20 protein-coding genes are annotated in these 23,141 nt (G+C 69.4%); 10 read left to right on the plus strand and 10 right to left on the minus strand.

What is annotated here, in order from left to right:
- Positions 1-45 precede the first annotated feature (45 nt).
- From HD600_RS11810 to HD600_RS11820, 3 genes are all read left to right on the plus strand, one after another.
- The gene (locus HD600_RS11810; protein ID WP_184283835.1) at positions 46-891 is read left to right on the plus strand and encodes a DUF5684 domain-containing protein; all 846 of its coding nucleotides are present in this window, start codon (positions 46-48) and stop codon (positions 889-891) included.
- 75 nt (positions 892-966) lie between these two features.
- Entirely contained in the window at positions 967-1,875 is a 909-nt protein-coding gene (locus tag HD600_RS11815) for a PP2C family protein-serine/threonine phosphatase (protein ID WP_184283837.1), read from the plus strand.
- 56 nt (positions 1,876-1,931) lie between these two features.
- Positions 1,932-4,703 (plus strand): FtsK/SpoIIIE domain-containing protein, encoded by a 2,772-nt coding sequence (locus HD600_RS11820; RefSeq protein ID WP_184283839.1) that lies wholly within the window; start codon positions 1,932-1,934, stop codon positions 4,701-4,703.
- An 83-nt stretch (positions 4,704-4,786) separates the two neighbouring features.
- On the opposite strand, the gene ald is transcribed toward HD600_RS11820, so the two are convergent.
- Both ald and HD600_RS11830 read right to left on the minus strand, forming a co-directional pair.
- Positions 4,787-5,899 (minus strand): alanine dehydrogenase, encoded by a 1,113-nt coding sequence (gene ald, locus HD600_RS11825; RefSeq protein WP_184283841.1) that lies wholly within the window; start codon positions 5,897-5,899, stop codon positions 4,787-4,789.
- 56 nt (positions 5,900-5,955) lie between these two features.
- On the minus strand, positions 5,956-6,951 hold the full coding sequence (locus HD600_RS11830; RefSeq protein WP_144795478.1) for an asparaginase: 996 nt from the start codon (positions 6,949-6,951) through the stop codon (positions 5,956-5,958).
- A 58-nt stretch (positions 6,952-7,009) separates the two neighbouring features.
- Between HD600_RS11830 and HD600_RS11835 the strand changes: the two genes are divergently transcribed.
- Positions 7,010-7,501, plus strand: a complete 492-nt coding sequence (locus HD600_RS11835) for an OsmC family protein (RefSeq protein WP_184283843.1) — start codon at positions 7,010-7,012, stop codon at positions 7,499-7,501.
- Here HD600_RS11835 and HD600_RS11840 read toward each other — a convergent pair.
- On the minus strand, positions 7,470-8,273 hold the full coding sequence (locus HD600_RS11840; protein ID WP_144795476.1) for a lysophospholipid acyltransferase family protein: 804 nt from the start codon (positions 8,271-8,273) through the stop codon (positions 7,470-7,472). The genes HD600_RS11835 and HD600_RS11840 overlap by 32 nt on opposite strands.
- Before the next feature lie 123 nt (positions 8,274-8,396).
- On the opposite strand from HD600_RS11840, the gene HD600_RS11845 reads away from it, so the two are divergent.
- Together HD600_RS11845 and dxr are read left to right on the plus strand one after the other, a co-directional pair.
- Positions 8,397-9,344 carry an FKBP-type peptidyl-prolyl cis-trans isomerase gene (locus tag HD600_RS11845; RefSeq protein WP_184283845.1) on the plus strand — a complete coding sequence of 316 codons (948 nt, stop codon included), beginning with the start codon at positions 8,397-8,399 and terminating at the stop codon, positions 9,342-9,344.
- A 25-nt stretch (positions 9,345-9,369) separates the two neighbouring features.
- Complete coding sequence (gene dxr / locus HD600_RS11850; protein WP_144795474.1) at positions 9,370-10,452, plus strand: 1-deoxy-D-xylulose-5-phosphate reductoisomerase; 1,083 nt, start codon at positions 9,370-9,372, stop codon at positions 10,450-10,452.
- Between the two features lie 85 nt (positions 10,453-10,537).
- Here the strand turns inward: dxr and HD600_RS11855 are convergent, their stop codons facing one another.
- The 3 genes from HD600_RS11855 to HD600_RS11865 all read right to left on the minus strand — a co-directional run bounded on the left by HD600_RS11855 (position 10,538) and on the right by HD600_RS11865 (position 13,610).
- On the minus strand, positions 10,538-12,151 hold the full coding sequence (locus HD600_RS11855) for a Mur ligase family protein (protein WP_184283847.1): 1,614 nt from the start codon (positions 12,149-12,151) through the stop codon (positions 10,538-10,540).
- Positions 12,152-12,234: 83 nt separating this feature from the next.
- On the minus strand, positions 12,235-12,930 hold the full coding sequence (locus HD600_RS11860) for a YcnI family protein (protein ID WP_184283849.1): 696 nt from the start codon (positions 12,928-12,930) through the stop codon (positions 12,235-12,237).
- 95 nt (positions 12,931-13,025) lie between these two features.
- Positions 13,026-13,610 carry a hypothetical protein gene (locus tag HD600_RS11865; protein ID WP_144795472.1) on the minus strand — a complete coding sequence of 195 codons (585 nt, stop codon included), beginning with the start codon at positions 13,608-13,610 and terminating at the stop codon, positions 13,026-13,028.
- A 73-nt stretch (positions 13,611-13,683) separates the two neighbouring features.
- Between HD600_RS11865 and HD600_RS11870 the strand changes: the two genes are divergently transcribed.
- Positions 13,684-14,997 (plus strand): M50 family metallopeptidase, encoded by a 1,314-nt coding sequence (locus tag HD600_RS11870; protein WP_144795471.1) that lies wholly within the window; start codon positions 13,684-13,686, stop codon positions 14,995-14,997.
- A 30-nt stretch (positions 14,998-15,027) separates the two neighbouring features.
- On the opposite strand, the gene HD600_RS11875 is transcribed toward HD600_RS11870, so the two are convergent.
- Positions 15,028-16,920 carry an anthranilate synthase family protein gene (locus HD600_RS11875; protein WP_184283851.1) on the minus strand — a complete coding sequence of 631 codons (1,893 nt, stop codon included), beginning with the start codon at positions 16,918-16,920 and terminating at the stop codon, positions 15,028-15,030.
- Positions 16,921-17,137: 217 nt separating this feature from the next.
- Here HD600_RS11875 and ispG point away from each other — a divergent pair, with 217 nt between their 5' ends.
- Positions 17,138-18,268, plus strand: coding sequence for a flavodoxin-dependent (E)-4-hydroxy-3-methylbut-2-enyl-diphosphate synthase (gene ispG, locus HD600_RS11880; RefSeq protein ID WP_144796018.1), 1,131 nt, complete (start codon positions 17,138-17,140; stop codon positions 18,266-18,268).
- Positions 18,268-19,134, plus strand: coding sequence for an alanyl-tRNA editing protein (locus HD600_RS11885; protein ID WP_241731671.1), 867 nt, complete (start codon positions 18,268-18,270; stop codon positions 19,132-19,134). The genes ispG and HD600_RS11885 overlap by 1 nt, the downstream gene beginning before the upstream one ends.
- Positions 19,135-19,164: 30 nt before the next feature.
- Here HD600_RS11885 and HD600_RS11890 read toward each other — a convergent pair whose 3' ends face one another.
- Together HD600_RS11890 and HD600_RS11895 are read right to left on the minus strand one after the other, a co-directional pair.
- A complete protein-coding gene (locus HD600_RS11890; protein ID WP_184283853.1) occupies positions 19,165-19,821 on the minus strand; it encodes an HNH endonuclease signature motif containing protein in 657 nt (218 codons plus the stop codon).
- Positions 19,778-20,662, minus strand: a complete 885-nt coding sequence (locus tag HD600_RS11895) for a hypothetical protein (protein WP_184283855.1) — start codon at positions 20,660-20,662, stop codon at positions 19,778-19,780. The genes HD600_RS11890 and HD600_RS11895 overlap by 44 nt, the downstream gene beginning before the upstream one ends.
- 107 nt (positions 20,663-20,769) lie before the next feature.
- Between HD600_RS11895 and HD600_RS11900 the strand changes: the two genes are divergently transcribed.
- A complete protein-coding gene (locus tag HD600_RS11900) occupies positions 20,770-21,669 on the plus strand; it encodes an aminoglycoside phosphotransferase family protein (RefSeq protein ID WP_184283857.1) in 900 nt (299 codons plus the stop codon).
- Between the two features lie 37 nt (positions 21,670-21,706).
- Here HD600_RS11900 and HD600_RS11905 read toward each other — a convergent pair whose 3' ends face one another.
- Positions 21,707-23,131, minus strand: coding sequence for an RNB domain-containing ribonuclease (locus HD600_RS11905; protein WP_184283859.1), 1,425 nt, complete (start codon positions 23,129-23,131; stop codon positions 21,707-21,709).
- Between the last annotated feature and the right edge of the window lie 10 nt (positions 23,132-23,141).

Below are 23,141 nucleotides of genomic sequence, written 5' to 3' on the forward strand. Positions count from 1 at the left end.
GTTTCACGCGATGCGGAATGCGTCGCTCACTCCATGGAGGGGCAAATGGACTCTTATTATTACGACAGCGGTGCCGCGGCCGTATTCGGCATCGCGATCCTCTTCAGCATCATCTTCGCGATCGCCGGATATGTGCTGACGGCGCTGTTCCTGATGAAGATCTTCGAGAAGGCGGGCGTGCAGGGCAAGTGGCGCGCCTGGATCCCGGTGTACAACAGCATGATCTTCCTCAAGCTGGGTGACCTCAGCCCGTGGCTGATGCTGTACGCCATCGGTGCGTCCGTCCTCCTCGGCTGGATCCCCTTCATCGGACAGCTCGTCTGGATCGCCGCTGCCGTGCTCATGGTCCTCGCGGCCTACCGCGTCGGTCAGAAGCTGCAGAAGGAGGGCGCATGGGTCGTCCTCTACATCTTCCTGTCGATCGTCTGGCTCGGCATCATGGCATTCGACAAGTCGCGCTGGAACCCGCAGATCGCCCCGGCGCCGTGGGCGGGCAACGCATTCTTCGGCGACCGCACCGTCTGGGACGGCATCCCGGTCCAGCCCTCGGCAGCACAGGCACCCGGCGCTGCCCCCGGTTACGGCGCGCCGCAGGGGTACCAGGCTCCGCCGCAGGGGTACCAGCCCCCTCAGGGCTACCAGGCACCCGGCTACCAGACACCCGGTTATCAGCCCCCGGCCGGCGCTCCGCAGCAGGCACCGGGACAGCAGCCGCCTTCGGCTCCGGTGACACCGCCGGCACCGCCCGCGGCTCCGGCGACGCCCCCGGCCGCACCCACTGCGCCGCCCGCTCCGCCGACGGCGCCTCCCGCGCCGCCGACGACCCCGCCGCCTGCCGCTCCGCCGGCACCGCCGGCAGCGCCGAACGATCCGAATCAGCCTCCGGCATGATTTCTGACGAAGGGCCCTCGAGGAATCGAGGGTCCTTCGTCATCTGCACGCTGAGGCTCCGATAACGTAGGGGGTATGGCTCAAGACGCCGAACCCACCCCGGAGGCCGCCCCTTTGTCCGAGACGACGACGCACACGCATCGCGTGGCCGTTTCCGACGCCGATGAGATCGTGCTGACGTGGGCGGGTGTGACCGACACCGGCCGCCGCCGCGACAACAATCAGGATGCCTTCCTCGCGGAGTTCCCCCTTTTCGTCGTCGCCGACGGAATGGGCGGACACGCGGGCGGAGAGATCGCCAGCCAGAGCACGATCGCGCGGCTCAAGCACGTCGTCGATTCCGGCTCGGTGACGACGGATGCCATCGAGGCAGCCCTGCAGCACGTCATCGAGGACATCGCCTCGCATCCTGACACGACGGACGAGGGAACGGGCACCACCCTCACGGGAGTGTTCTTCGACATCGTCGACGGCGTCCCGCGCTGGGTCTCCATGAACATCGGGGACTCCCGGGTGTATCTGCTGCGCGACCAACGACTGGTGCAGGTGACCACGGACCACTCCGTCGTGCAGGAGCTCATCAGCTCCGGTCGGCTGAGTCCCGAAGAGGCGGACGGGCATCCGTACAGCAACGTCATCACGCGTGCCGTCGGCGCCAGCGAGCTCGCCGCTCCCGACTACCTCGGCATCGAGGTGCTAGATGGGGACCGCTTCGTCATCTGCTCCGACGGGCTCACCAAGGAGCTCACGGACTACGGCATCCAGCATTTCCTCCGTGAGCACGACGATCCGGCTGTCGCCGTCGACGCCATGCTCGCCGCCGCGTTGGAGAACGGCGGTCGTGACAACGTGACGCTCATCGTCGTCAAGATCGAGCGCACCGGCCACGACGACGATGCGGACGCGGAGACCTCCCGCATCGAGACGGTCGACGACGACGCCACCGCCGACTCCCCATCCACATCGGATCCAGAGGACCGATAGGCTTTCCGCCTGTGGAGAACGGGCGTATCTGACGATCCATCGCCTGCACTGGGGGGATGGACGCAGAATCCCTGACCCTTCCTGCTGCCGTCGAGGAGCCGCCGCGTCAGCCGGTGCCCGTGCTCGCCGCGCTCGTACCGATGGCGGGCGGGGTGGTGCTGTGGTTGATCACCGGGTCGGTCTTCTCACTCTGCTTCGCGGCGCTCGGTCCGCTCATGATGGGCGCTTCCCTCGTCGACGGCGCACGCACACGGCGACGGGCCCGCAGACACGCGGCGGAGCGCGCGGACGAGGGCTGGCGGAGAGCAGAACAGCAGTTGCGGGAGCGGCACCGGCGCGAACGTCGCGAGATGTGGCGGGAGACGCCGGATGCCGCGGCCGCCCTGGCCGATCAACCCCTCCGAGACCTGCACCCCGTCGACGAGTCGACGCCGATCGTCGTCGGGACCGGCGCGCGTCGCAGCGTGCTCCGGGTCAGCGGTGATGAAGGGGAGCGGGCCAGGGAGTTCCGGGAGAGGGCAGGGCAGTTGGAAAATGCGCCGGTGGTCGCCCCGCTGGGCCGAGGAGTATGCATCCGGGGTCCGCTGCCGGTGACCTCTGCGGCTGCACGCGCTCTCGTCGTGCAGTTGAGCCTTCGCCATTCGCCCGTGCAACTCGCGCTCAGCGGGGCCGGCCTGGAGACGCTGGGCATCGCAGGACTTCCCCACGCCGGACGTCCGCGGCGAGGCGCCTGGCGCGTCGCCGTCGTCATCGGCGACGAGGAGGCGGGCGATGCTCCCTGCCAGATCAGGCTGCGGGAAGGCGGCGGTGAGGTGCCGGAGGGCATCACGACCGTTCTCGATGTGTCCGACCCGTCGCGCGGCAGCCTGCGCATGGGCACCGTCACCTCCGAGGTACGAGTGGAATGCCTTTCACGACCCCAGGCACTGGTGGTCGCGGCCGAGAGGGTCGAGCGCGAGGGCGCCGTCGCTCAGCTGCCGGATGCCGTCGCCCTCTCCGACCTCGTCGTCGGGGAAGAGCGGACGGGGCTCTCCGCAGCGATCGGCCGGACGGATGCCGCCGATCTCGTTCTCGATCTCGTCGAGGACGGCCCGCATGCGGTGGTCACCGGGATGACGGGTTCGGGCAAGAGCGAACTGCTCGTCACGTGGATCGCGTCGATGGCGCGAGCCCACGGTCCCGACGAAGTGTCCTTCGTCCTGGCGGATTTCAAGGGAGGCACGGCATTCGACCCACTGCAGGGCCTTCCGCACGTCGCAGCGGTCATCACCGATCTGGACGAGGAGGGAGCCAGGCGAGGGGTGGAGAGCCTGACCGCAGAGTTGCGCCGACGCGAGGGGCTGCTCGCCGAGATGGCGGTGCGCAGCGTCGCGGAGTCGGATGGGCGCGTCGGCCGCCTGGTCATCGTCGTCGACGAATTCGCCGCTCTCGTGCAGGAACATCCCGATCTCGCCGTCGTCTTCACCGACATCGCCGCGCGGGGTCGCGCGCTGGGCATGCATCTCATCCTCGGCACGCAGCGCGCCGCCGGTGTGATCCGAGACGCTCTGGCCGCGAACTGTCCGCTCCGGGTGAGCCTGCGCGTGACCGATGCCGCGGACAGCAGGACGGTGATCGGATCCGACGAGGCGGCGGAGCTTCCGGGCGGAGCGCACTCGCGGGGGCTCGCGTACGTGCGCCGCCCCCAGGACACGCACCCCGTCGCGGTCCGCATCGCGCTCACCGGTGCATCGGATCTCCGCGGCATCGCTGCGTCCTCGGACCAGGCGGCGACGCGGACGAGCCCGTGGCTGCCGCCGTTGCCGCGAATGCTGGATCTTCGCGATCCCACAGTCCGACACGACGGTGCCGGTGCGGTATTGGGGCTGCGCGATGAGCCGGCACTCCAGCGGCAGACACCGGTCCTGTTGATGCCCGGCACGGACCGCGGCATCGCGATCATCGGGGGGAGTGGCTCCGGCAGGTCCTCCGCACTGCGGCTCCTCGCGGCCCAGTGTCCGTCCGCTCTGACGATCGCAGACGATCCCGAACAGGCATGGGATGCCATCACTGCGCTCGACGACGGCGGACCTGCATCGTCCCTCATCCTCTGCGATGACCTCGACCGGCTGATCGCGACGTTTCCTGCCGAGCACGGCACGGCGTTCGTCGATCGGCTGGAGAGAGTGATCCGCTCCGCCGGAGACAGAGGCTGCACCGTGGCGGTCACGACCGCGAAGGTGAACGGACAGATCGCCAGGATCGTTGACGCACTGCCGCTCAGGGCACTGTTGCGCACCGGGACGAAGATGGAGCATCTCGCCGCCGGCGGAGACGGTGACGGATTCCTCCGCGATCGCCCGCCCGGTCGCGCACGCATCGGTGCCGATGAAGTGCAGCTGGCGTGGATTGCTGACGACACTCCTCGTTCGCCGAGCACGGACCCGACCGCCCAGCCGTGGGCGCCGACCGCAGGCGTCGTCGGGGTCGTCGCGCCCGGTGTCCGCCGCGTCGTCGAGGCGTTGCGCACTGCCGTCCTGGATGCTGAGGTGACGCCGATCGCCGAGCTCGCAGGGGAGGTCGCCGGTGCGTCGGTGATCCACCCCTCATCGATCCGGCGCGTGCTCGTCGGCGATCCGGACAGCTGGCAGCGGCACTGGTCGCTGTGGCAGGCGATCCGCGCATCCGGCGAGATGCTCGTCCTCGCCGAATGCGCAGCCGAGCTCAGGACGCTGGCTGGAAGCCGCGAATTGCCGCCCTATGCGCACCCCCACCGCGGACGTGCATGGAGCATCGTCGACGGCTCTCCGCCGCGGCGGGTGCTCCTGCCGCAGGTCGCACCGCGATGAGACGCGGACCGCGTGCCGATGCACCCGCGTGCCGGTGCGCCGGCGTACCCGTGCACCCGGCGTACCCGTGCGCCGTTCGAGCGTCAGAGCACGGCGGACAGGGGCTGCGCGTCGAGATCGTGCGCGACGGCGACCCCCTCATTCACCACGGCCCCTGCCGCCACGTTGAGCCCACCGGCCAGGGCGTCGTCCGCGCCGAGCGCGTCGCGCCAACCGCGTGCGGCGATCTTCCGCACGTACGGAAGCGTGGCGTTGGTGAGCGCAGAGGTCGACGTGTTCGGCACGGCGCCCGGCATGTTGGCCACGCAGTAGAACACCGTGTCGTGGACGGCGAAGGTGGGCTCGGCATGCGTGGTCGGGCGCGTGTCCTCGAAGCATCCACCCTGGTCGACGGCGATGTCGACGAGGACGCTCCCCGGACGCATCTGCTGAACCATCTCGTTCGTGACGAGCTTCGGAGCACGGGCGCCGGGAATGAGCACGGATCCGATGACGAGATCCGACGCGAGAACCGCTCGGCGCAGATCGAGAGGGTTGGAGGCGGCGGTCTTCACCCGACCGGCGAAGTGGTCGTCCAGCATCCGCAGCCGGGGGATGTTCGTGTCGAAGACGGTGACGTCGGCTCCCATGCCGCTGGCGATGACGGCGGCGTTCGCGCCGGCCACACCTCCGCCGATGACGGTGACGGTGGCAGGGCGCGTGCCCGGGACGCCCGACATGAGAAGACCGAGACCGCCGTTGGATCGCATGAGCGTGTTCGCACCCACCAGCGGGGCGAGCCGGCCGGCGACCTCGCTCATGGGGGCGAGGAGTGGCAGGCTGCCGTTGGGCAGCTGCACGGTCTCGTACGCGATCGCCGTGATGCCGCTGCGGACGAGTTCGTCCGTGAGGGGCCGGTCGGCGGCCAGGTGGAGATAGGTGAACAGCGTGAGATCGTCGCGGAAGTGGGCGTACTCCTCGGCGATCGGCTCCTTGACCTTGAGGAGCAGCTCGGCGCATGCCCACACCTCGGCCGGGTCGTCCAGCAGAGTGGCGCCGGCATCCGCGTACTCGGCATCCGGCATGGATGACCCGGCACCGGCGCCGGACTGCACGAACACCTCATGGCCCGCGGCGACCAGGTCGTGGACTCCGGAAGGAGTCAGGGCGACACGGTACTCGTTGTTCTTGATCTCGGTGGGGACACTGATCCTCATCGTGATCTCCTCTCCACCCTCATCGTTGAGGGAATGTGCGGCCCAGGGTCAGGGCATCAGATACCGGCGCCGGGACGGATCTTCCCGACGTCGTTCCCCCCGCCGAGGACGGCCAGGGGAAGTGCGGAGGCGAGCGACGCCACATCGGCTTCGCTCAGTGCGCCGGCCTGGGCCAGCAGGGTCGCAGCGACGATGGTCGACGCGCGCGATGCGCCGTCGAGCATCTTCACCGCGACCGTCGCACCGTTGGGGGCGACCATGACCATGATCCCCTCGGCACCGCCCTTGGCGAAGACGCCGAGGGTCTCGATGGCGATCGTGTCGGGACGGCCGGGGCCTTCGATCGTCCAGGGGTTCTCCTTCACGGCCCGCACGAGGGTGCCGGCGACGCGATGGAGGGCGAAGGGGGAACGCTCGGAGGCCGTTCCGATGCGATGGATTCCGCGCGCGAGGCCGGTGAGGGTGATCGCGTGCACGGGGGCGCCGCACCCGTCGACGGACGTGTGGGCGATCTTCTCGCCGGTGAGTCGTTCGACGACGTCGCGGATGTGGATCTGCAGCGGATGCGTCTGCTCGAGGTAGCCGTCCGTCGACCATCCCGTCGCGACGCACGCGCGCAGCATCGCCGCATGCTTGCCGGAGCAGTTCATCCGGATCCGGGTCGGCTGACCGTGTTCGCGGACGAGTTCATCGCGCGCAGCGGTGTCGTTCGGCCAGGCCGGGGGACAGGCGAGCGCGTCTTCGGTGAGGCCGCCTCCGGCGAGCACGTCACGGACGGTGTCGGCGTGTCGATCGGTGCCGGCGTGGCTCGCGGTCGACAGTGCGAGCTGCGCGCCGCTGAGGTCGGCTCCGGCCGTGATGCACGCGACAGCCTGCAGCGGCTTCAGGCTCGAGCGGGGGAGGATCAGCGCGTCCGCATTCCCGAGGGTGCGCACGACCTCTCCGTCCGGTGAGATCACGACAGCCGCTCCGGCGTGGCGGGATTCGACGAATCCGCTCCGCTCGATCACAGCGAGTTCAACAGCATCCGCAACGGTCAGAGTCTCCAGCACCCGTCAAGCCTACCGGCAGACCCGACCGCGGTGACCGGGGGCGTGCCAGACTGGCGCCATGCGAATCGGAGAGCATCACTACGCCCTCACCGCCACCTGGGAAGGCGACCGCGGCACGGGAACGAGCGGTTACCGGGATTACGCCAGGGACGTGCGTCTCTCCGTGGAAGGCAAGCCGGATGTGCTGGCCTCCGCTGACAAGCCGTTCCGAGGCGATCCGACGCGGTGGAACCCGGAGGATCTGCTCCTGGCGGCACTGTCCGAATGCCACCTGCTGTCGTATCTGCACGCCTGCGTCACCGCCGGCGTCGTGGTGGTGTCCTACCGCGACAGGGCCACCGGCACGATGATCGAGGACGGGCGAAGCGGAGGCGCGTTCTCCGACGTGCTGCTGCGTCCGGAGGTCGTCGTGGCCGAGGCGTCGATGATCGAGCCGGCGCAGCGCGCTCACGAGGAGGCGCACCGGATGTGCTTCATCGCGAACTCGGTCAACTTCCCCGTGCGGCACGAGGCGGTCGTCACCGCCGCTCGTGCGGAAGGACCTGCTTGATCTTCTCGATCGGCGTCTGAGCCGGGGGTTCGTTGTAGACACCGGCGAGCTCCTGCTCGCTCAGTGCGTGGATCGCAGCCATGATCTGGTCGGTCGCGAGACGGCGGGCACGGCCGCTCGTGGCAGGGCCGTGCACCGTGACGTCGATGGGATCGCCGAACCGCACGGTGATGCGCTCCTTCAGGGAGGGCACCTTGGCGCCCCTGGGCATGACCTTGTCCGTCCCGATGAGCCCGACGGGCACGACCGGTGCACCGGTCTGAAGGGCGAGGAAGGCCACGCCGGTGCGGCCCTTGTACAGCCGCCCGTCCGTCGACCGCGTGCCCTCGGGATAGAGGGCGACGGCGAGGCCCTCATCGAGCAGCTGGCGCTGCTGGTCCAGCGCGTCCAGCGCGGCCTGCCCTGCGCCGCGTCGGACGGGGATTGCGCCGATGGACTCGAAGAACGACTTCTTCACCTTCCCGGAGAAGCCGTGACCTTCGAAGTACGACGACTTCGCGAGGAAGTGCACGGGGCGAGGAGCGGCGACCGGGATGGCGATCGAGTCGATGAAGGACAGGTGATTGCTCGCGAAGATCACGGCGCCCTCGGTGGGGACCTTGTCCCGACCCTCCACCCTCGGGCGATAGATCAGGCGGGCGAGCGGAGTGATGACAGCCCGGCCCAGCGCATAGGCGAAGCCCGCACGGCGGGGGATGGTGGTCTCATCGGGAGACTCTGCGGCGGGTGTCTCAGGTGTCGACTCAGGGGAACCGGACTGCGCAGAGGTCATCAGAGAAGGCTACTCCGAGATCCATTCCCCGTTCGGAATGGGCGCGCCACGGACTCCCGTACAGCGAGAGCAAAGGCGAATACGGCAGGATGGGTTGGTCCCCGATCGATCCGAGGTATCACTGTGCGCACACGTTCGCTCATCGCCCTGTCCACCATCACCGCCGCGGCCCTGCTGCTCGCCGGGTGCTCGAGCTCGGATGGCGACGACACCGGCGAGACCGACGCCGCTTCGGGTGACCTCTGCTCCGCCACGGTCGCATCCGGCCCGGCTGCCGAGGGCGTCGATGTCGACGGTGAGTTCGGCACGGCGTCGACGGCGACATTCGAACTCGGCGAGCAGGTGGATGCCGCACAGCGCACCGTTCTCACCGAGGGCGACGGTGCCGCCATCGCCGACGGCGACTACGTCAGCTACGCCCTCAGCGCGTTCGACGGCGAGACCGGCGACCGCCTCGGGGACGCCGGATACGAGGCGGGCGAACTGCTGCCGGTCCAGCTCACCGCCGAGGCCCCGATGGGGCAGCTCATCGGTTGCGCCACGGTCGGGTCACGCTTGTCCGTCGTCTTCCCCACGAGCGCGGACGCCGCAGCCCAGTACTACATCGTCGACGTCCTCGACGTCGTCCCCACGGCGGCGTGGGGCGAGGAGCAGGAGCCGGTGGACGGCATGCCTTCGGTCACGCTCGCCGACGACGGAGAGCCGACCGTCGAGATCCCCGAGGGCGACGCACCGGAGGAGCTGGAGATCAGCGTCCTCAAGGAGGGCGACGGCATCGCTGTCGAGGACGGCGACACGACCCTCCTGCAGTACTACGGAGTGGACTGGGAGACCGGTGAGAGCTTCGATTCCTCGTGGGCCAACGGCGCACCGATCTCGATCGACGGCAACACGTATGTCCCCGGCTTCGTGGAGGCGCTGGCGGGTCAGAAGGTCGGCTCCCAGGTCCTCGTCGTCATCCCGCCGGCGCTCGGATACGGCGAGGAGGGAACGAGCGAGCACGAACTCGCCGGGAAGACCCTCGTGTTCGTCATCGACATCCTCGCCACGGTGCACCCCGCCGCCGCATAAGCGGCGCGGGGCATAGGCTGGCGGCATGCGTCGCATCATCGTCCTCGGCTCCACCGGTTCCATCGGCACACAGGCGCTGGACGTGATCCGCGCCAACCCGCGCAGGTTCGAACTCGTCGGACTCTCCGCCGGGAGCAACGCCGAAGTCCTCGCGCGTCAGGCGGAAGAGTTCCGGATCGAGGACACCGCGCTCGGTGCCGAGGAATCGGAGCAGCTCGTCCGCGACGTCGAGGCCGACGTCGTGCTCAACGCCATCACCGGCTCGATCGGTCTCGGTTCCACGCTCGCGGCGCTCAGGGCAGGCCGTACCCTGGCGCTCGCGAACAAGGAATCTCTGATCGTCGGCGGCGAGCTCGTGAAGTCCGCCGCCGCGGAGGGACAGATCGTCCCGGTCGACTCAGAGCACTCCGCTCTCGCTCAGGCGCTGCGCTCGGGAACCCATGATGAGATCCGACGGCTCGTCGTCACGGCATCCGGTGGCCCGTTCCGCGGCCGCACGCGCGAGCAGATGGGCGACATCACACCCGCTGAAGCCCTTGCCCACCCCACCTGGGACATGGGACGGGTCGTGACGACGAACTCCGCGACGCTCGTGAACAAGGGGCTCGAGGTCATCGAGGCCCACTTGCTGTTCGACGTGGACTACGACGACATCCAGGTGGTCGTGCATCCGCAGTCGATCGTGCACTCGATGGTCGAGTTCATCGACGGCTCCACCATCGCTCAGGCATCGCCGCCCGACATGCGGCTTCCGATCTCGCTCGCCCTCGACTGGCCGCACCGCATCGGCGGAGTCGGCAGGCCGCTGGACTGGACTCAGGCGACCAGCTGGGACTTCGAGCCGCTCGATGACGAGGCGTTCCCCGCCGTGGCGTTGGCCAAGAGCGTCGGGCGGGCCGGGCGCACGTTCCCTGCCGTGTTCAACGCCGCCAACGAGCAGGCCGTCGACGCCTTCCACGAGGGACGGCTGCCGTTCCTCGGCATCGTCGACACCATCGCGCGCGTCGTGGATGCCCACGAAGCGCCCGATCAGCTCACGGTGGAGACGCTGTCGGATGCCGAGACCTGGGCACGGACGACTGCCGATCGGCTGATCGCCCAGCAGTAGGCCCGAGGGTCGCCGAGCAGTCGGCCCGAGGCTGCTCGCTCGGCGATGGGCACACCGGCGCCGTCCTCGTGCGGGACGGCGCGCCTCAGTCGTCGTAGGGCACTGGCCAGTGCGGCTCGGGGACGGGCCAGCCGGCGTCGCGCAGTGCACGACGGGCCAGTTCCCTCGCCGAGTACGGCGTGCGCACCCCGCGGATGTCACGGTAGTCCTGATGCCCTGGACCTGCCCACAGAATGGCGTCGCCGTCACCCACCATGCCGACGGCGGCGGCGATCGCCTCCTCCGGCGGGGAGAACTCGTGGATCTCGGCATCCGGACGCGCCCTGCGCGCTCCCTCGATCAGCGTCGCTCGGATCGAGGTCGGATCCTCGAAGCGGGGATGATGATCGGTGATGACGAGGATGTCGCTGCCGAGCACCGCTGTGCTCCCCATGTCGTGCCGCTTGGTCGCATCCCGGTCGCCGTCCGCGCCGAAGAGCATGAGCGTGCGACCAGGGGTCACGCGGCGGACCGCCGCGAGCGTCTTGACGAAGGCGTCGGGCGTGTGTCCGAAATCGACGTACACGGCGGGGCCTCGCTCGCCGGAGACCAGCTCTGTGCGCCCCGGCAGATATGCCTCGATGCGGCCGTCCCGGTCGAGTGCCTGGGAGATGCGATCCCAGGTGTATCCGCCTTCGAGCAGCATGACGATCGCAAGTGCGGCGTTCGCCGCCATGTGCGGGCCGATCACCGGCACGACGGTGGTCAGGGTGCGTCCCGAGGGTCCCGACATCGTGAATCGCGTGCCGCGCTGGGTCTCCTCGTCGATCGTCACGACCCAGTCGGCGCGCGTCGCCGCTTCGGCGTCGGCGGCGATGGCCGGAGTGCCGACCGTGACGACGGGTACCTTGGCGGCCGACACGACGTCGGCGCCGTAGGGCGAGTCGAGCGAGACGACGGCACGGCGGGAGCGATCCGGCAGGAACAGCGGAAGCTTCGCCTCGAAGTACTCCGTCATGTCGGCGTAGTCGTCGAGGTGGTCGTGCGAGAGATTGGTGAAGCCGGCGACGTCGAACACGATGCCGTCGACGCGGCGGCGGGAGAGTGCCTGCGCGCTCACCTCGACGGCGACGGCCTCGACGTCACGCTCGCGCATCAGTGCGAGAAGAGCGTGGGTCTCGGATGCCTCGGGCGTCGTGAGCCGGGAGATGACCATCTCGCCTGCGATGTGACGTTCGGCCGTGGAGGACAGGCCGGCGACGACCCCGATCTGACGGAGGATGCCCTCGAGCAGATGGGTGACGCTCGTCTTCCCGTTGGTGCCGGTCGTGCCGAACAAAAGCGGCAGATCGTCGTCGGCCCCCGTGCCGTACACCCATGCGCTGAGGGCGCCGAGGATGCCACGAGGGTCATCGACGATCACGATCGGCAGTCCGGCATCCTCGGCGATCTCGGCGCCGTCGGCGTCGGTGACGATCGCGACAGCGCCCTTCTCCGCCGCGGTCGACGCGAAGACCGCGCCGTGCTGGTTGACCCCACGGATGGCGACGAACACCTCGCCGGCGCGGAGGTCGGCGGTCGCGAGGGTGATTCCGGACAGGGTGACGCCCTCGACCGTCCCGCGGGTGGCGGTGGCGAATCGAGCGGCGAGGTCCGCGAGAGCCCGCTGTGGCGGGGCGTCAGGGCGGAGCACAGGAGGGAGGCTGGGCTGAGTCGACATAGCCTCTCCATGATCTCACGCGCGACCTCTGGGGCGCGTCGTCACGAGACGCGGCGCGCCCCAGAGGTCGGCCAGGCGGCGGGTCAGCCGTCGCTGCGGCGACGCGCTCGCAGAGCGACGATGAGGGCCGCCACTCCTGCCGCGAGGCCTCCGGCTCCCAGCACCGTCGCGATGACGGGCGTCGGGGCGGCGTCGTTCGCGTGCGCCGAATCCTCAGCGGCGTGGCCGCCCGCATCGGAATGATCCTCCGAGTGCTCGGCGTGATCGCCATCCGAGGCCTCGGACGCGACGGTCACGACGGGCGCGGGCGATTCGAGATCATGCGGGTCCTCGCCCTCCTCGGCGATCTCGACCCATTCATTGACGCCCTCCGTGCACGTCTGCGCGACCGGGAAGGCGAGCGTCGACGGGGCGTCCTCCCCGAGGCGCACCGCCATGGTCACCGCCCCGCGGAGGTCATGCGGAACGGGGGAGGTGGCCGTGTACGTCACCGCCGAGACGAGACCGTTGTCGGCGCGCTCGACGGCGACGTCCCACATGGCGTCGACGGTGGGCGCCACGGACGTCAACCCCTCCGGCATCGTGATGCGCAGCGCCGTGGTGGGGGCGTTCTCACAGCCGTGTGTGAACGAGAAGGTCAGCACCGCTGACCCCTCGGGGGTGAGGACGTCGGGACTCACACCGACGTGAGCCTGCGCGGCCGCAGGGGCGGCCACGACGAGGGCAGCGGCGAGAGCGGCGATCGTGACGCCGCGACGGGTGGAACGGGTGGTGGACATGGTCTTCTCCTATGCGCGTGCAGAGTCGTCTCTGCGTGCGGGCGCGCCGGACGGGCGCGGCTCCGCGGGATGTGGTGACGCGTATGCGGCCGATGTCAGCCGCGGAAGAGGACGGGTGGTCCGCGCCGGGACGCGTCCGCGATGCGGATGATGTCCACGGCGGTGCGTGCGGTGCCGGCGAAGGCGGCAGGGGCGGGCCAGGAAGCCGGAGCCGCGACCGGAAGCCCACGTCGCAGCACGGCATGCACACCGCGGGCGATGGCCACGAGGACGCTCTCGCCGCGGTGCAGCAGAGCGATCGTGAGGACGGCGGCGACGACGTGGGCGGTGGTCATCCCTCCGTCGGTGACGATCGCGGCCGTTGCGACGTCAACCGGCAGCACCACTCCGGAGTGGTCGTGGGTGGAGGAGCCCACGGTCGGTGTGACGGTCGCGTTCAGAGCGACGAACAGCGCATGGAAGATCACCTGCGACACCACGACGGTGGCGCTGAGACGCGGCAGGCTCGGACGGCGTCCGACCATGACTGCGGCGAGGGGTGCGAGGAACACGCTCACTGCGACGATGAGCAGCGGATGCGGCGATGCGCCGCCCCCGACGGTGTGCGACACGGCGGCGATGATCGTCGCGACCGAGGATGCGGCCGCTCCGCGCAGGAGACGCAGCTGCCGGGAGGTCACCGTCCGAGTCTACCGACCGGGGTGTCGACCCCTTCGCGGCGGATTCCTAGTCCGCGCGCAGTAGCGTTGGTCCGTGGAAATCCTGCTGTACGTGGTCGGCATCGTGTTCATGCTGATCGGACTCGGTGTGTCGATCGGGCTGCACGAGATCGGGCACCTCGTGCCCGCGAAGCTCTTCGGCGTGCGTGTCGGGCAGTACATGATCGGTTTCGGCCCCCGTATCTGGTCGCGGAGGTTCGGTGAGACCGAGTACGGGTTCAAGGCGCTGCCCGTCGGTGGATTCATCTCCATGTCGGGCATGTACCCCGCCTCCGACGGCACGCCGGTGCGCGGTCTGTTCGCCTCGCTCGTGCAGGATGCCAGGGCCGCCAACGATGAGACGATCGCGGACGGCGCCGAGGAGCGCGTCTTCTTCCGTCTTCCGGTGTGGAAGCGCATCATCGTGATGCTCGGCGGACCGCTGATGAACCTCCTGCTCGCCGTGGTGATCTTCACCGTGCTCGCGTCGGGTATCGGGCTTCAGCAGGGCACGACGACGATCGCCGGAGTCACCGAATGCGTGCTCCCCGCCGGAACCACTCAGACGGAGTGCGAGCCGGGCGACCCGTCCTCCCCGGCGGCGAAGGCCGGTGTCCTGCCGGGAGATGTGCTCGTCTCCATCGACGGCTCCGCGGTGTCGGACTTCGCTCAGGCGACCGCCATCATCCAGGCGGCACCGGATGAGACCCTCGACATGGTCGTCTCGCGTGATGGCGAAGACGTGCGCCTGTCGATCACGCCGATCGCCGCCGAGCGCGAGCTCACCGACGCCGGGGGACAGCCGCTGCTCGATGCGGACGGAGAGCGGGTCGTCGCCGAGGTGGGCTACGTGGGGATGAGCGCGCAGATGGGCCTTATCCGGCAGCCGATCGGTACCGGAGCCGAGATGGCCGGTGAGAACGTCGTGCGCGTCGCGGAGCTCATCGTGCAACTGCCGGTGAAACTGTGGAACGTCGGGAGTTCTCTGGTCACCGGAGCGGACCGCGACCCCGACGGCCCGCTCAGCGTCGTCGGCGTCGGACGGCTCGCCGGTGAGGTGGCGGCGACGGATGCCCCGGTCCTCAACCGCTTCGTCGTGCTGCTGAGCCTGCTCGGTTCGCTCAACATCGCCCTGTTCGTCTTCAACCTCATCCCGCTGCTGCCGCTGGACGGCGGGCACATCCTGGTGGCGCTGTGGGACGGCGTGCGTCGGATGTGGGCGAAGATGCTCGGGCGCCCGGCGCCTGCGCCGGTGGATGCGACCCGGCTCGTGCCCTTGACCATCGTGGTCGCCGTGCTCCTGATCGGAATGGGCGCGCTGCTCATGATCGCCGACGTCGTGAACCCCGTGGACCTGCTCGGGGGCTGATCCCGCCTGGCGCGGACGAGCGCGTGTCGCTCAGCCTGCCAGGGCGTGCGCGATCAGTCGCTCGAGGGTGCGGATGCCGTCGCGCGACAGGATCGACTCGAGGTGTCCCTGGACGCTCGCGAAGCCATCGCCGCGCAGCGCGTAGACGTCCCCGGTGGTGGGGTCGGCGGACACCTCGGCCTCGCCGATGCGCGTCTGCCCCGGTGCGACACGGGCGGTGAAGGTGTTGTAGAACCCGATCGATGCGTCCTCGCCGAACACCGGCACGACCTTCTGGAGGCCCTGGTGCGGGGTCGTGAGAGGTGCGAGTCCGATTCCGAGTCGGTCGGCGAGGATCTGGTGGCTGAGGCACACGGCGAGAAGCGGGCGCGCACTCTCCAGCCGCCGCGCGACGACGGCGCGCATGCGGGCGATGCGCGGATTCCCGCTCTCGCGGGGGTCACCGGGGCCGGGGCCGGCGACCAGCAGCTCGGCGGCGTCGATGTCCTCGTCCGACACCTCGTGCCATTGCACGATGCGGGCGTCGAGGCCGAGGTGTCGCAGCTGATGGGCGAGCATCGTCGTGAAGCGGTCCTCTGCGTCGACGACGAGGGCTGTGCGCCCGGCGAACGGACCGGTCGTCCCGTCCTCCTGGGGGTTCAGCCAGAACTCCGCCAGGCGCGAGTTGCGGGAGGCGAGGAGTGCGGTGACCTCGTCATCGGCGGCGAGATCGGCGTCTGCGCTCGGCTTGTCGGGATCGGCATCCACGGCGGGGATGACCTCGCGGGCGATCGCGCCGATCGCGCCGAGCACTCCGGCGGCCTTGCCGTGGGTCTCGCTGACCTCGCCGTACGGGTCGGAGTGGCGCACGAGCGTCGCGCCGACCGGCACCCGGAGCCGCCCGTCCTCGAGGTAGACGGTGCGGATGAGGATGGGGGCGTCGAGGTCGTGTCCGCCGTCCGCGTTGGGGGTGAACAGCGCGGCGACGCCGGAGTAGTAGCCGCGCGGGGTGGTCTCGTGTCGACCGATGACCGCGCAGGCGTTCTGCATCGGGGAGCCCGTCACCGTCGGGGCGAACATGGTCTCGCGCAGGATGTCGCGCGGGTCCAGGCGACTGCGGCCGCGCAGCATGTACTCGGTGTGCGTGAGGCGCGACATCTGCTTGAGGTGGGGGCCGGTGATCCGGCCGCCGTCGGAGCAGACGGCGCTCATCATCTTGAGCTCTTCGTCGACGACCATGAAGAGCTCCTCGGTCTCCTTCGTGGAGGAGAGGAAGTCGACGAGGGTGTCCTTGGTCGCCCCGCCGGCGGGGTGGCGGAACGTGCCGGAGATCGGGTTCATCGTCACGATGCCGTCGCGCGCGACGACGTGCGCTTCGGGGCTCGCTCCGACGGCGATGTGGCTCGGTGTGATGACGGCGAACGTCCAGTAGGCGCCGCGCTCGTGCGCGAGGAGAGCACGGAACCACGTCAGTGCCGTCAGCCGCTCATCGGCGTCGACGGCGGCCGTGTAGTCGCGGCGGATCACGAAGTTCGCGCCCTCGCCCCGGCCGATCTCGTCGGCGATCACCCTGGTCACGATCTCGGCGTACGCGTCGTCACTGATGTCGAAGCCGCTGTCGCGGAGGGGGACGGACTCGGTGGGGAGCGCCGAGAGCACGTCAGAGAGGGGGAGGTGCCTGTGCTCGTCGACGAGCAGGCAGCGAAGCGGTGTTCCGTCGTCGGCGGCGTCAAAGCCGCGTTCGCGCACCTGGCGGTACGGGACCATCGCGAACACCTCGCGGGGGACGCCGTCGACGGTGAGCGGGATGTCGGCGAGCAGATCGATGTCCGTGGTGGCACCGGTGAGGAGCTCGACGCTCTGTGCACCGTCGCGGGCGATCAGCACGAAGGACGCCTCGGGGTCCTGCGCGAGCGCGGTGAGCAGGGCTGCGGTATCGGTCATCGGTGTCTCCTGTGCAGGGCTCCGGCTCGGCATACGAAAAGACCGCCCCGGAGGCGGTCTGGATTCGTGGATCGCGAACGCACCGCCTAGAAGGCGGGCCACCAAGTGGTTGTACGCATGCGCTGAAACTATCACAGTGCGGCGCACTGGCCGTGCGTCCAGCCCTCACCGATCATGCACCGCGTAACCTGGGGGTGTGCCTGCAGTCAATCTTGGGATGCCCAGCGTCCCCGAAGTCCTCAGTCCTCGTCGCAAGTCCCGTCAGATCAGGGTCGGCAAGGTCCTCGTAGGAGGGGACGCTCCGGTGAGCGTTCAGTCGATGACCACGACCAAGACGACCGACATCAACGGGACGTTGCAGCAGATCGCCGAGCTCACGGCATCCGGTTGCGAGATCGTGCGCGTCGCCGTGCCGTCTCAGGATGACGCCGACGTGCTGCACATCATCGCCAAGAAGAGTCAGATCCCCGTGATCGCGGACATCCACTTCCAGCCGAAGTACGTCTTCCAGGCGATCGACGCCGGGTGCGCCGCTGTTCGGGTGAACCCCGGGAACATCCGCAAGTTCGACGATCAGGTCGGGGCGATCGCGAGGGCGGCGAAGGATGCCGGCGTCTCGCTGCGCATCGGCGTGAACGCCGGGTCGCTGGATCGACGCCTGCTGGAGAAGTACGGCAAGGCGACGCCGGAGGCACTGGTGGAGAGCGCCGTGTGGGAGGCGTCGCTGTTCGAGGAGCACGACTTCCACGACTTCAAGATCTCCGTCAAGCACAACGACCCGATCGTGATGGTCAAGGCCTACCGGCAGCTCGCCCAGCGCGGTGACTGGCCGCTCCACCTCGGCGTCACCGAGGCCGGGCCGGCGTTCCAGGGGACGATCAAGTCCGCCACGGCGTTCGGAATCCTGCTCTCCGAGGGCATCGGCGACACCATCCGTGTCTCGCTGTCCGCTCCGCCGGCGGAAGAGGTCAAGGTCGGGCACCAGATCCTGCAGTCGCTGAACCTGCGCGAGCGCAAGCTCGAGATCGTCTCCTGCCCGTCCTGCGGTCGTGCTCAGGTGGACGTGTACACGCTCGCGGATGACGTCACCGAGGGCCTCAAGGACATGACCGTTCCGCTGCGCGTCGCCGTGATGGGCTGCGTCGTGAACGGCCCCGGTGAGGCGCGCGACGCCGATCTCGGTGTCGCGTCCGGTAACGGCAAGGGCCAGATCTTCGTCAAGGGCGAGGTCATCAAGACGGTGCCGGAGGCCGACATCGTGGCGACGCTGATCGAAGAGGCCAACCGCATCGCAGATGAGATGGGCCCGGATGCGGCACCCGGCACGGCTCAGGTGATCACCGCCTGATGTCTGCGACTGTCGTCACGTTCGCGTCGGGAGAGGTTCACGCGGAGAGCCTCGTGTCGGCGGTGCACGCGCATCCGGAGGGTGCCGTGGTCGTCGTCGAGCGGACGCCGTTCCATCCGGTCGATCACACCTGGCCCGACCAGCCGGGCGACGCCGGCTCGATCACATCCGGTGCCGGATCGGTGAACGTCGTCGAGGCGGTCATGGCCGCCGTCAGCGACGAAGGCGCGTTCGCCGTCGGCGCGGACATTCCCGTCAAGCGGGGTGCGGAAGGGTGGACGTGGCTCGTCGGGCATCGCCTTGATGTGGCGGAGCCGCCGGCATGGCTCGTTGAGGGCGCGGCAGTGACGCTCGACGTCGACGAGGCACGTCGCCAGGGTCTGAGTCGCGGTCACACCGCGTGCCACCTCGCTTCGCTCGCGCTGGATATCGCCGTCGCCGACCTGTGGCGCAAGGATCCCGGCGCGGATGCCCTCGGCAATCCCGACTTCGAGGGGCGGGCGAATCAGACGAGCCGCATCCACGAGGACGGCAGCGTCGACGAGTACCGCCTGGGGAAGAGCCTGCGCAAGGCCGGGTTCGACACGGAGACCTTCGCGGCGACGCTTCCGGAGCGCGAGACGCGCATCAATGCGCAGTTGGCGGCCTGGGTGGCTTCGGGGGCGGCGAGCGGCATCGAGACGGACGGCCCGACGATCATCGACCGGCGGCGCTGGCGTTGCGAGTTGCCGGAGGGTGATGCCGTGATGCTGTGCGGCGGCACGCACGTGTACTCGTTGAGCACGTTCGGTTCGATCACCGTGGGTCTGGAGATGCGTGACCCGCAGACGCTGGTGATGACGACGACGGTCCCACCCGCGCCCTGAGCGTCCTTCACGCGCGTAGCTGAGCGTCCCTCACCCGGCTGTTCGAAATCGTTTCGGCGGCGGGTCGATCCCTGCCCATGCGTACCGCAGGGTGGTCCGTCGCGGGAGCAGTGTCCGCTCTCCCGATCGATGTCGCAGCACGAAGTCGCGCTTCTCCTCGCGGGTGATCCGCCACTGACCGTGGTGCAGTTGCATGTGATGGAACCGGCACAGCAGGATTCCTCGGTCGATGTCGGTCCGCCCGCCTTCGGAGTACGTGTCGATGTGATGGGCCTCGCAGTACGAAGCCGGTCTGTCGCAGCCTGACCACCGGCATCCGCCGTCGCGGATCGCGAGAGCCACTCGCTGCTTCGCCGTGAAAAGGCGGTGTTCGCGTCCGACGTCGAGTGGGTTGCCGTCGCCGTCGAGGATGAGCCGCGTGCTTCCGCTGTCGCAGATGTGCTGTGCGGTGGTCGACGCGGGGAGCGACCACAATCCGTCCTCCGCGAGGGCCGGACCGATGGCGCGTCCGTCCGCGTCGACGTGTTGCACCAGTCGCACGCCCGGCTGTCGCGCTCCGAACACGGCGTCCGCGTCTGCGAGGGCGCCGGCGCGCAGCACGTCCATGATCAGGTCGTACGCGAGCTGATCGTTGGATCGTGCGTCATCCGTGAGTGCCGCGGCACGGGCGGCTTCTTCTGTGTCCACGAAGCGCGGCCCTCCGCGTCGGGGGCGCAGCGCGGTGTCCGTGATGGTCTTCAGCCTCGTCGTCGAGCACGGCGGAGGCATGGTGCGCACCGTCGATGTCGGTCCACAGCCGGAAGGATCGCGCCTCATGGCGCTTGAGGAAGCGTGCTTCCGCCCCGTCCGGGTCGAGTCGGTCGCGGATGGTTCGGGCCGCGATGCGCAGCTCCTCCAGCGTGCGGTGCGCTGCCTCGGAGATGAGCTGTTCACCCGCGACGGCCCAGGCCTCGCGCGCGCTCTCGGCTACGACAGCCGTCGCGTCGTCGGGTGTGGGCGGTTCGCCCAGTCCGCGCCGGATCGCGTCGTGCTGCTGGTTCGTGATCGCGCGACGGAAGAGTGCTGTGCGCAGGACATCGTCCCAGCGTCCGGGCCCGCTCGTGGCGCCGTTCTCCACGGAGCGCTCCGGCCCGGCACCCGCCGTCTCGTCATCGGGCGTCGCGCGTTCGCCGGTCGCTCCATGGTCGTCGGTGAGGAGAGCTTCGCCGACGCGACCGTGGCGCGCAGCATCCGCTCTCGAAGAGCCGGTGACGTCTTGGATCAGTGAGGTGGCGTTGCGGTGCCCATGGGACTGGGCGAGGCCCGATCGCCCCGTCTCGCGAGCCGAGCGGCGCGCGATCACGCCCGCCGCGACGAGACTCACCTGCTCGGCCGTCTGGACGATCTCGTTCGCGTGCCGGAGCAGTGCGATCACGGCCTCGCCGTCGAGAGCTTCCATGCGCGCCGGCAGCTCCTCCGCCTCGACGGGGTCGCCGACGAGATCACGCATCGCGGTGATCCTGTCGGCGAAGTCGGAGAAGAAGGCCATACCCGATGATCTCGCGAACCACCGACATTCGAACATTGTTTCTTCAGGGACGCGTGAACCTCGATCGGGGACGGGACATGGATACCGGTAGCGTCGTGGAGGTGAGGATGCACGACGATCAACGCGAGATCGACGAGCAGGTCGTGCGTGAGTTGGTCGACGAGCAGTTTCCCGAGTGGCGATCTCTTTCGATTCGTCCTGTGCCCGGGTTCGGCACGGTGAACGCCATCTTCCGCATCGGAGAGGACTACACCGCTCGTTTCCCGCTCACCGGCGAGGCGGGACCGACAGCGGACACGCTGCGCCGCGAGGCCACCGCGCTCGCAGAACTCGCCGACGCGTGTCCGTTTGCGGCTCCACAGCCAGTGGCCGCCGGGAGGCCGGGGGCCGGATACCCTCTGCCGTGGTCGGTCCAGACCTGGATCCCCGGCGCGGTCGCCACGCCCGATTCCGTGTCGCGGTCCGCGGCCTTCGCCGGAGACCTGGCGAGGCTCGTCCGAGCGCTGCGGGAAGCCCCCACGCGGGGGCGAGCCTTCGGCGGCCGAGGTCGCGGGGGAGACCTGCGCGACTCGGACGATTGGATGGCGACCTGCCTCAAGGAGAGCGTCGATCTGCTCCCCGTTGATCGGCTCCACGCCCTGTGGGAGCGGATGCGCACGCTCCCCGCGCCCGGCAGGGTCGCGATGACGCACGGCGACCTCATCCCCGGCAACCTTCTCGTGCGTGGTGACCGGCTCGTCGGAGTGCTCGACGGCGGAGGCTTCGGCCCGACGGACCCCGCACTGGATCTGGTCGCTGGGTGGCACCTGCTGGACACCGATGCCCGTGCGGTCTTCCGCGCAGGCATCGGGTCGGATGACCTCGAATGGAGGCGGGGTGCCGCCTGGGCGTTCCAGCAGGCCATGGGGCTCGTCTGGTACTACCGCCACTCCAATCCGGCGATGAGCGCGCTCGGACGGAGCACTCTGCACAGACTCCTCGGCGACGACCACATCGGCCGAGCCTGACCGCCGCCCACGATCGCGTCAGCGGAAGACGCGCGGGTCACACCGGCGCGAACTCCACCTCTCCCTTGGCGATGTCCGCTGCGACCACGCGCAGCCTCACCGTCGTGCCGGGCTTCGTGCCGACGGGGATCGGGGCGGAGGCCGTCACCGCCGGTTCGGCGATCTGGACCGCGGCTCTGTCGCCCCCGTTGCGCAGTTCGATGACGGTCGCCTCGACCTGACGGCCGACCAGGGGAGACAGCAACGCGGCCTCCACGCGGTTGATCGTGTCCGCGTCCAATCGAGACGCGCGCTGACCCGATGCCTGCATGAGTCCCGGCAGCTCGTCCAGAGACTCCCGAGCCCACGTCGGGACCTCGTCGCCCTGCGACACGGCGAGACAGATCGCCAGCGACCATCGATCCACGAGCCGCCGGAGGGGAGCGGTGGCATGGGCGTACGGCGCCGCGATCGCGGCCTGTGTCACGTCTGCGGGGACCGTGCCGTCGAAGGTCACGTACCCCGCGCCGCGGAAGAGGGTGGCGGCGGCCTCGAGGACCGGCAGCGTGAGCGGATCGTCGCGGTCCAGAGAGCGCAGGTATTCTCCGTATTCGCCGCTCCGCCACGGCCGGCCCAGAGCCTCGGTCTGCCGACGGAACGTCTCGAAGGCGTCCGCATCGGGCTCCGGCATCGTCCGCAGCACGCCGACCTTCGCATCGAGCATGAGGGATGCCGCGGCCATGCCCGTCATCAGGGACAACTGCGCGTTCCACTCCTCGACGAGCAGCGGCGTGCGCCGTTCGATCCCGTACGTCCCGTCGTCGTGCTGCACGACCTCCTCGTCCGGCATGTTGAGACTCGCGCCGCCCCGCGCCTCCTCCAGCGCGATGCGCCGTTCGCCGATCTCGCACAGCAGGGCGGCGGGGGACTCCTCGCCGGCATCGAGGGCACGCTGTGTGCTCTCGTAGTCCAGCTGCGCGCGCGACCGGATCCGAGCCCGCTCCAGCCGGAACTCCGTGACCGTCCCGGTGTCGTCGAGGGCGAACGTCCACACCAGTGCCGGCCGCTCGACGTCGGGCAGGAGAGACGCGCGGTCCTCGCTCAACGCGCGCGGATGCAGCGGGATCGAGTCGTCAGCGGCGTAGAGCGTCTGGCCGCGTTCACGTGCAGCGGCATCCAGCGCACCACCGGGGCGGACGAATGCCGGCACATCGGCGATGGCGTATCGCACCTCGAAGCCTTCCCGGCTCGTGGCGAGATGGAACGCCTGGTCGAGGTCTCGGGAACCCTTCGGGTCCAGTGTCGCGAACGGCACATCCCGCAGATCGAGCTCGGGCGTCGGGGCCGTCACCGTCTTCGCCTCGGCCAGCGCCTCGGCGGAGAACTCGGTCGGTGCATCGATGCTCCGACGCAACTCGGCGAGAGCATCGGCGAGTTCGCTCTGCGCGGCGGACGGGGCGACATGCGATCGGCGCTGAGGCATGCACTCACCC

The sequence above is a fragment of the Microbacterium ginsengiterrae genome, assembly GCF_014205075.1.
In the GTDB taxonomy this organism is placed as follows: Bacteria; Actinomycetota; Actinomycetes; order Actinomycetales; family Microbacteriaceae; genus Microbacterium; species Microbacterium ginsengiterrae.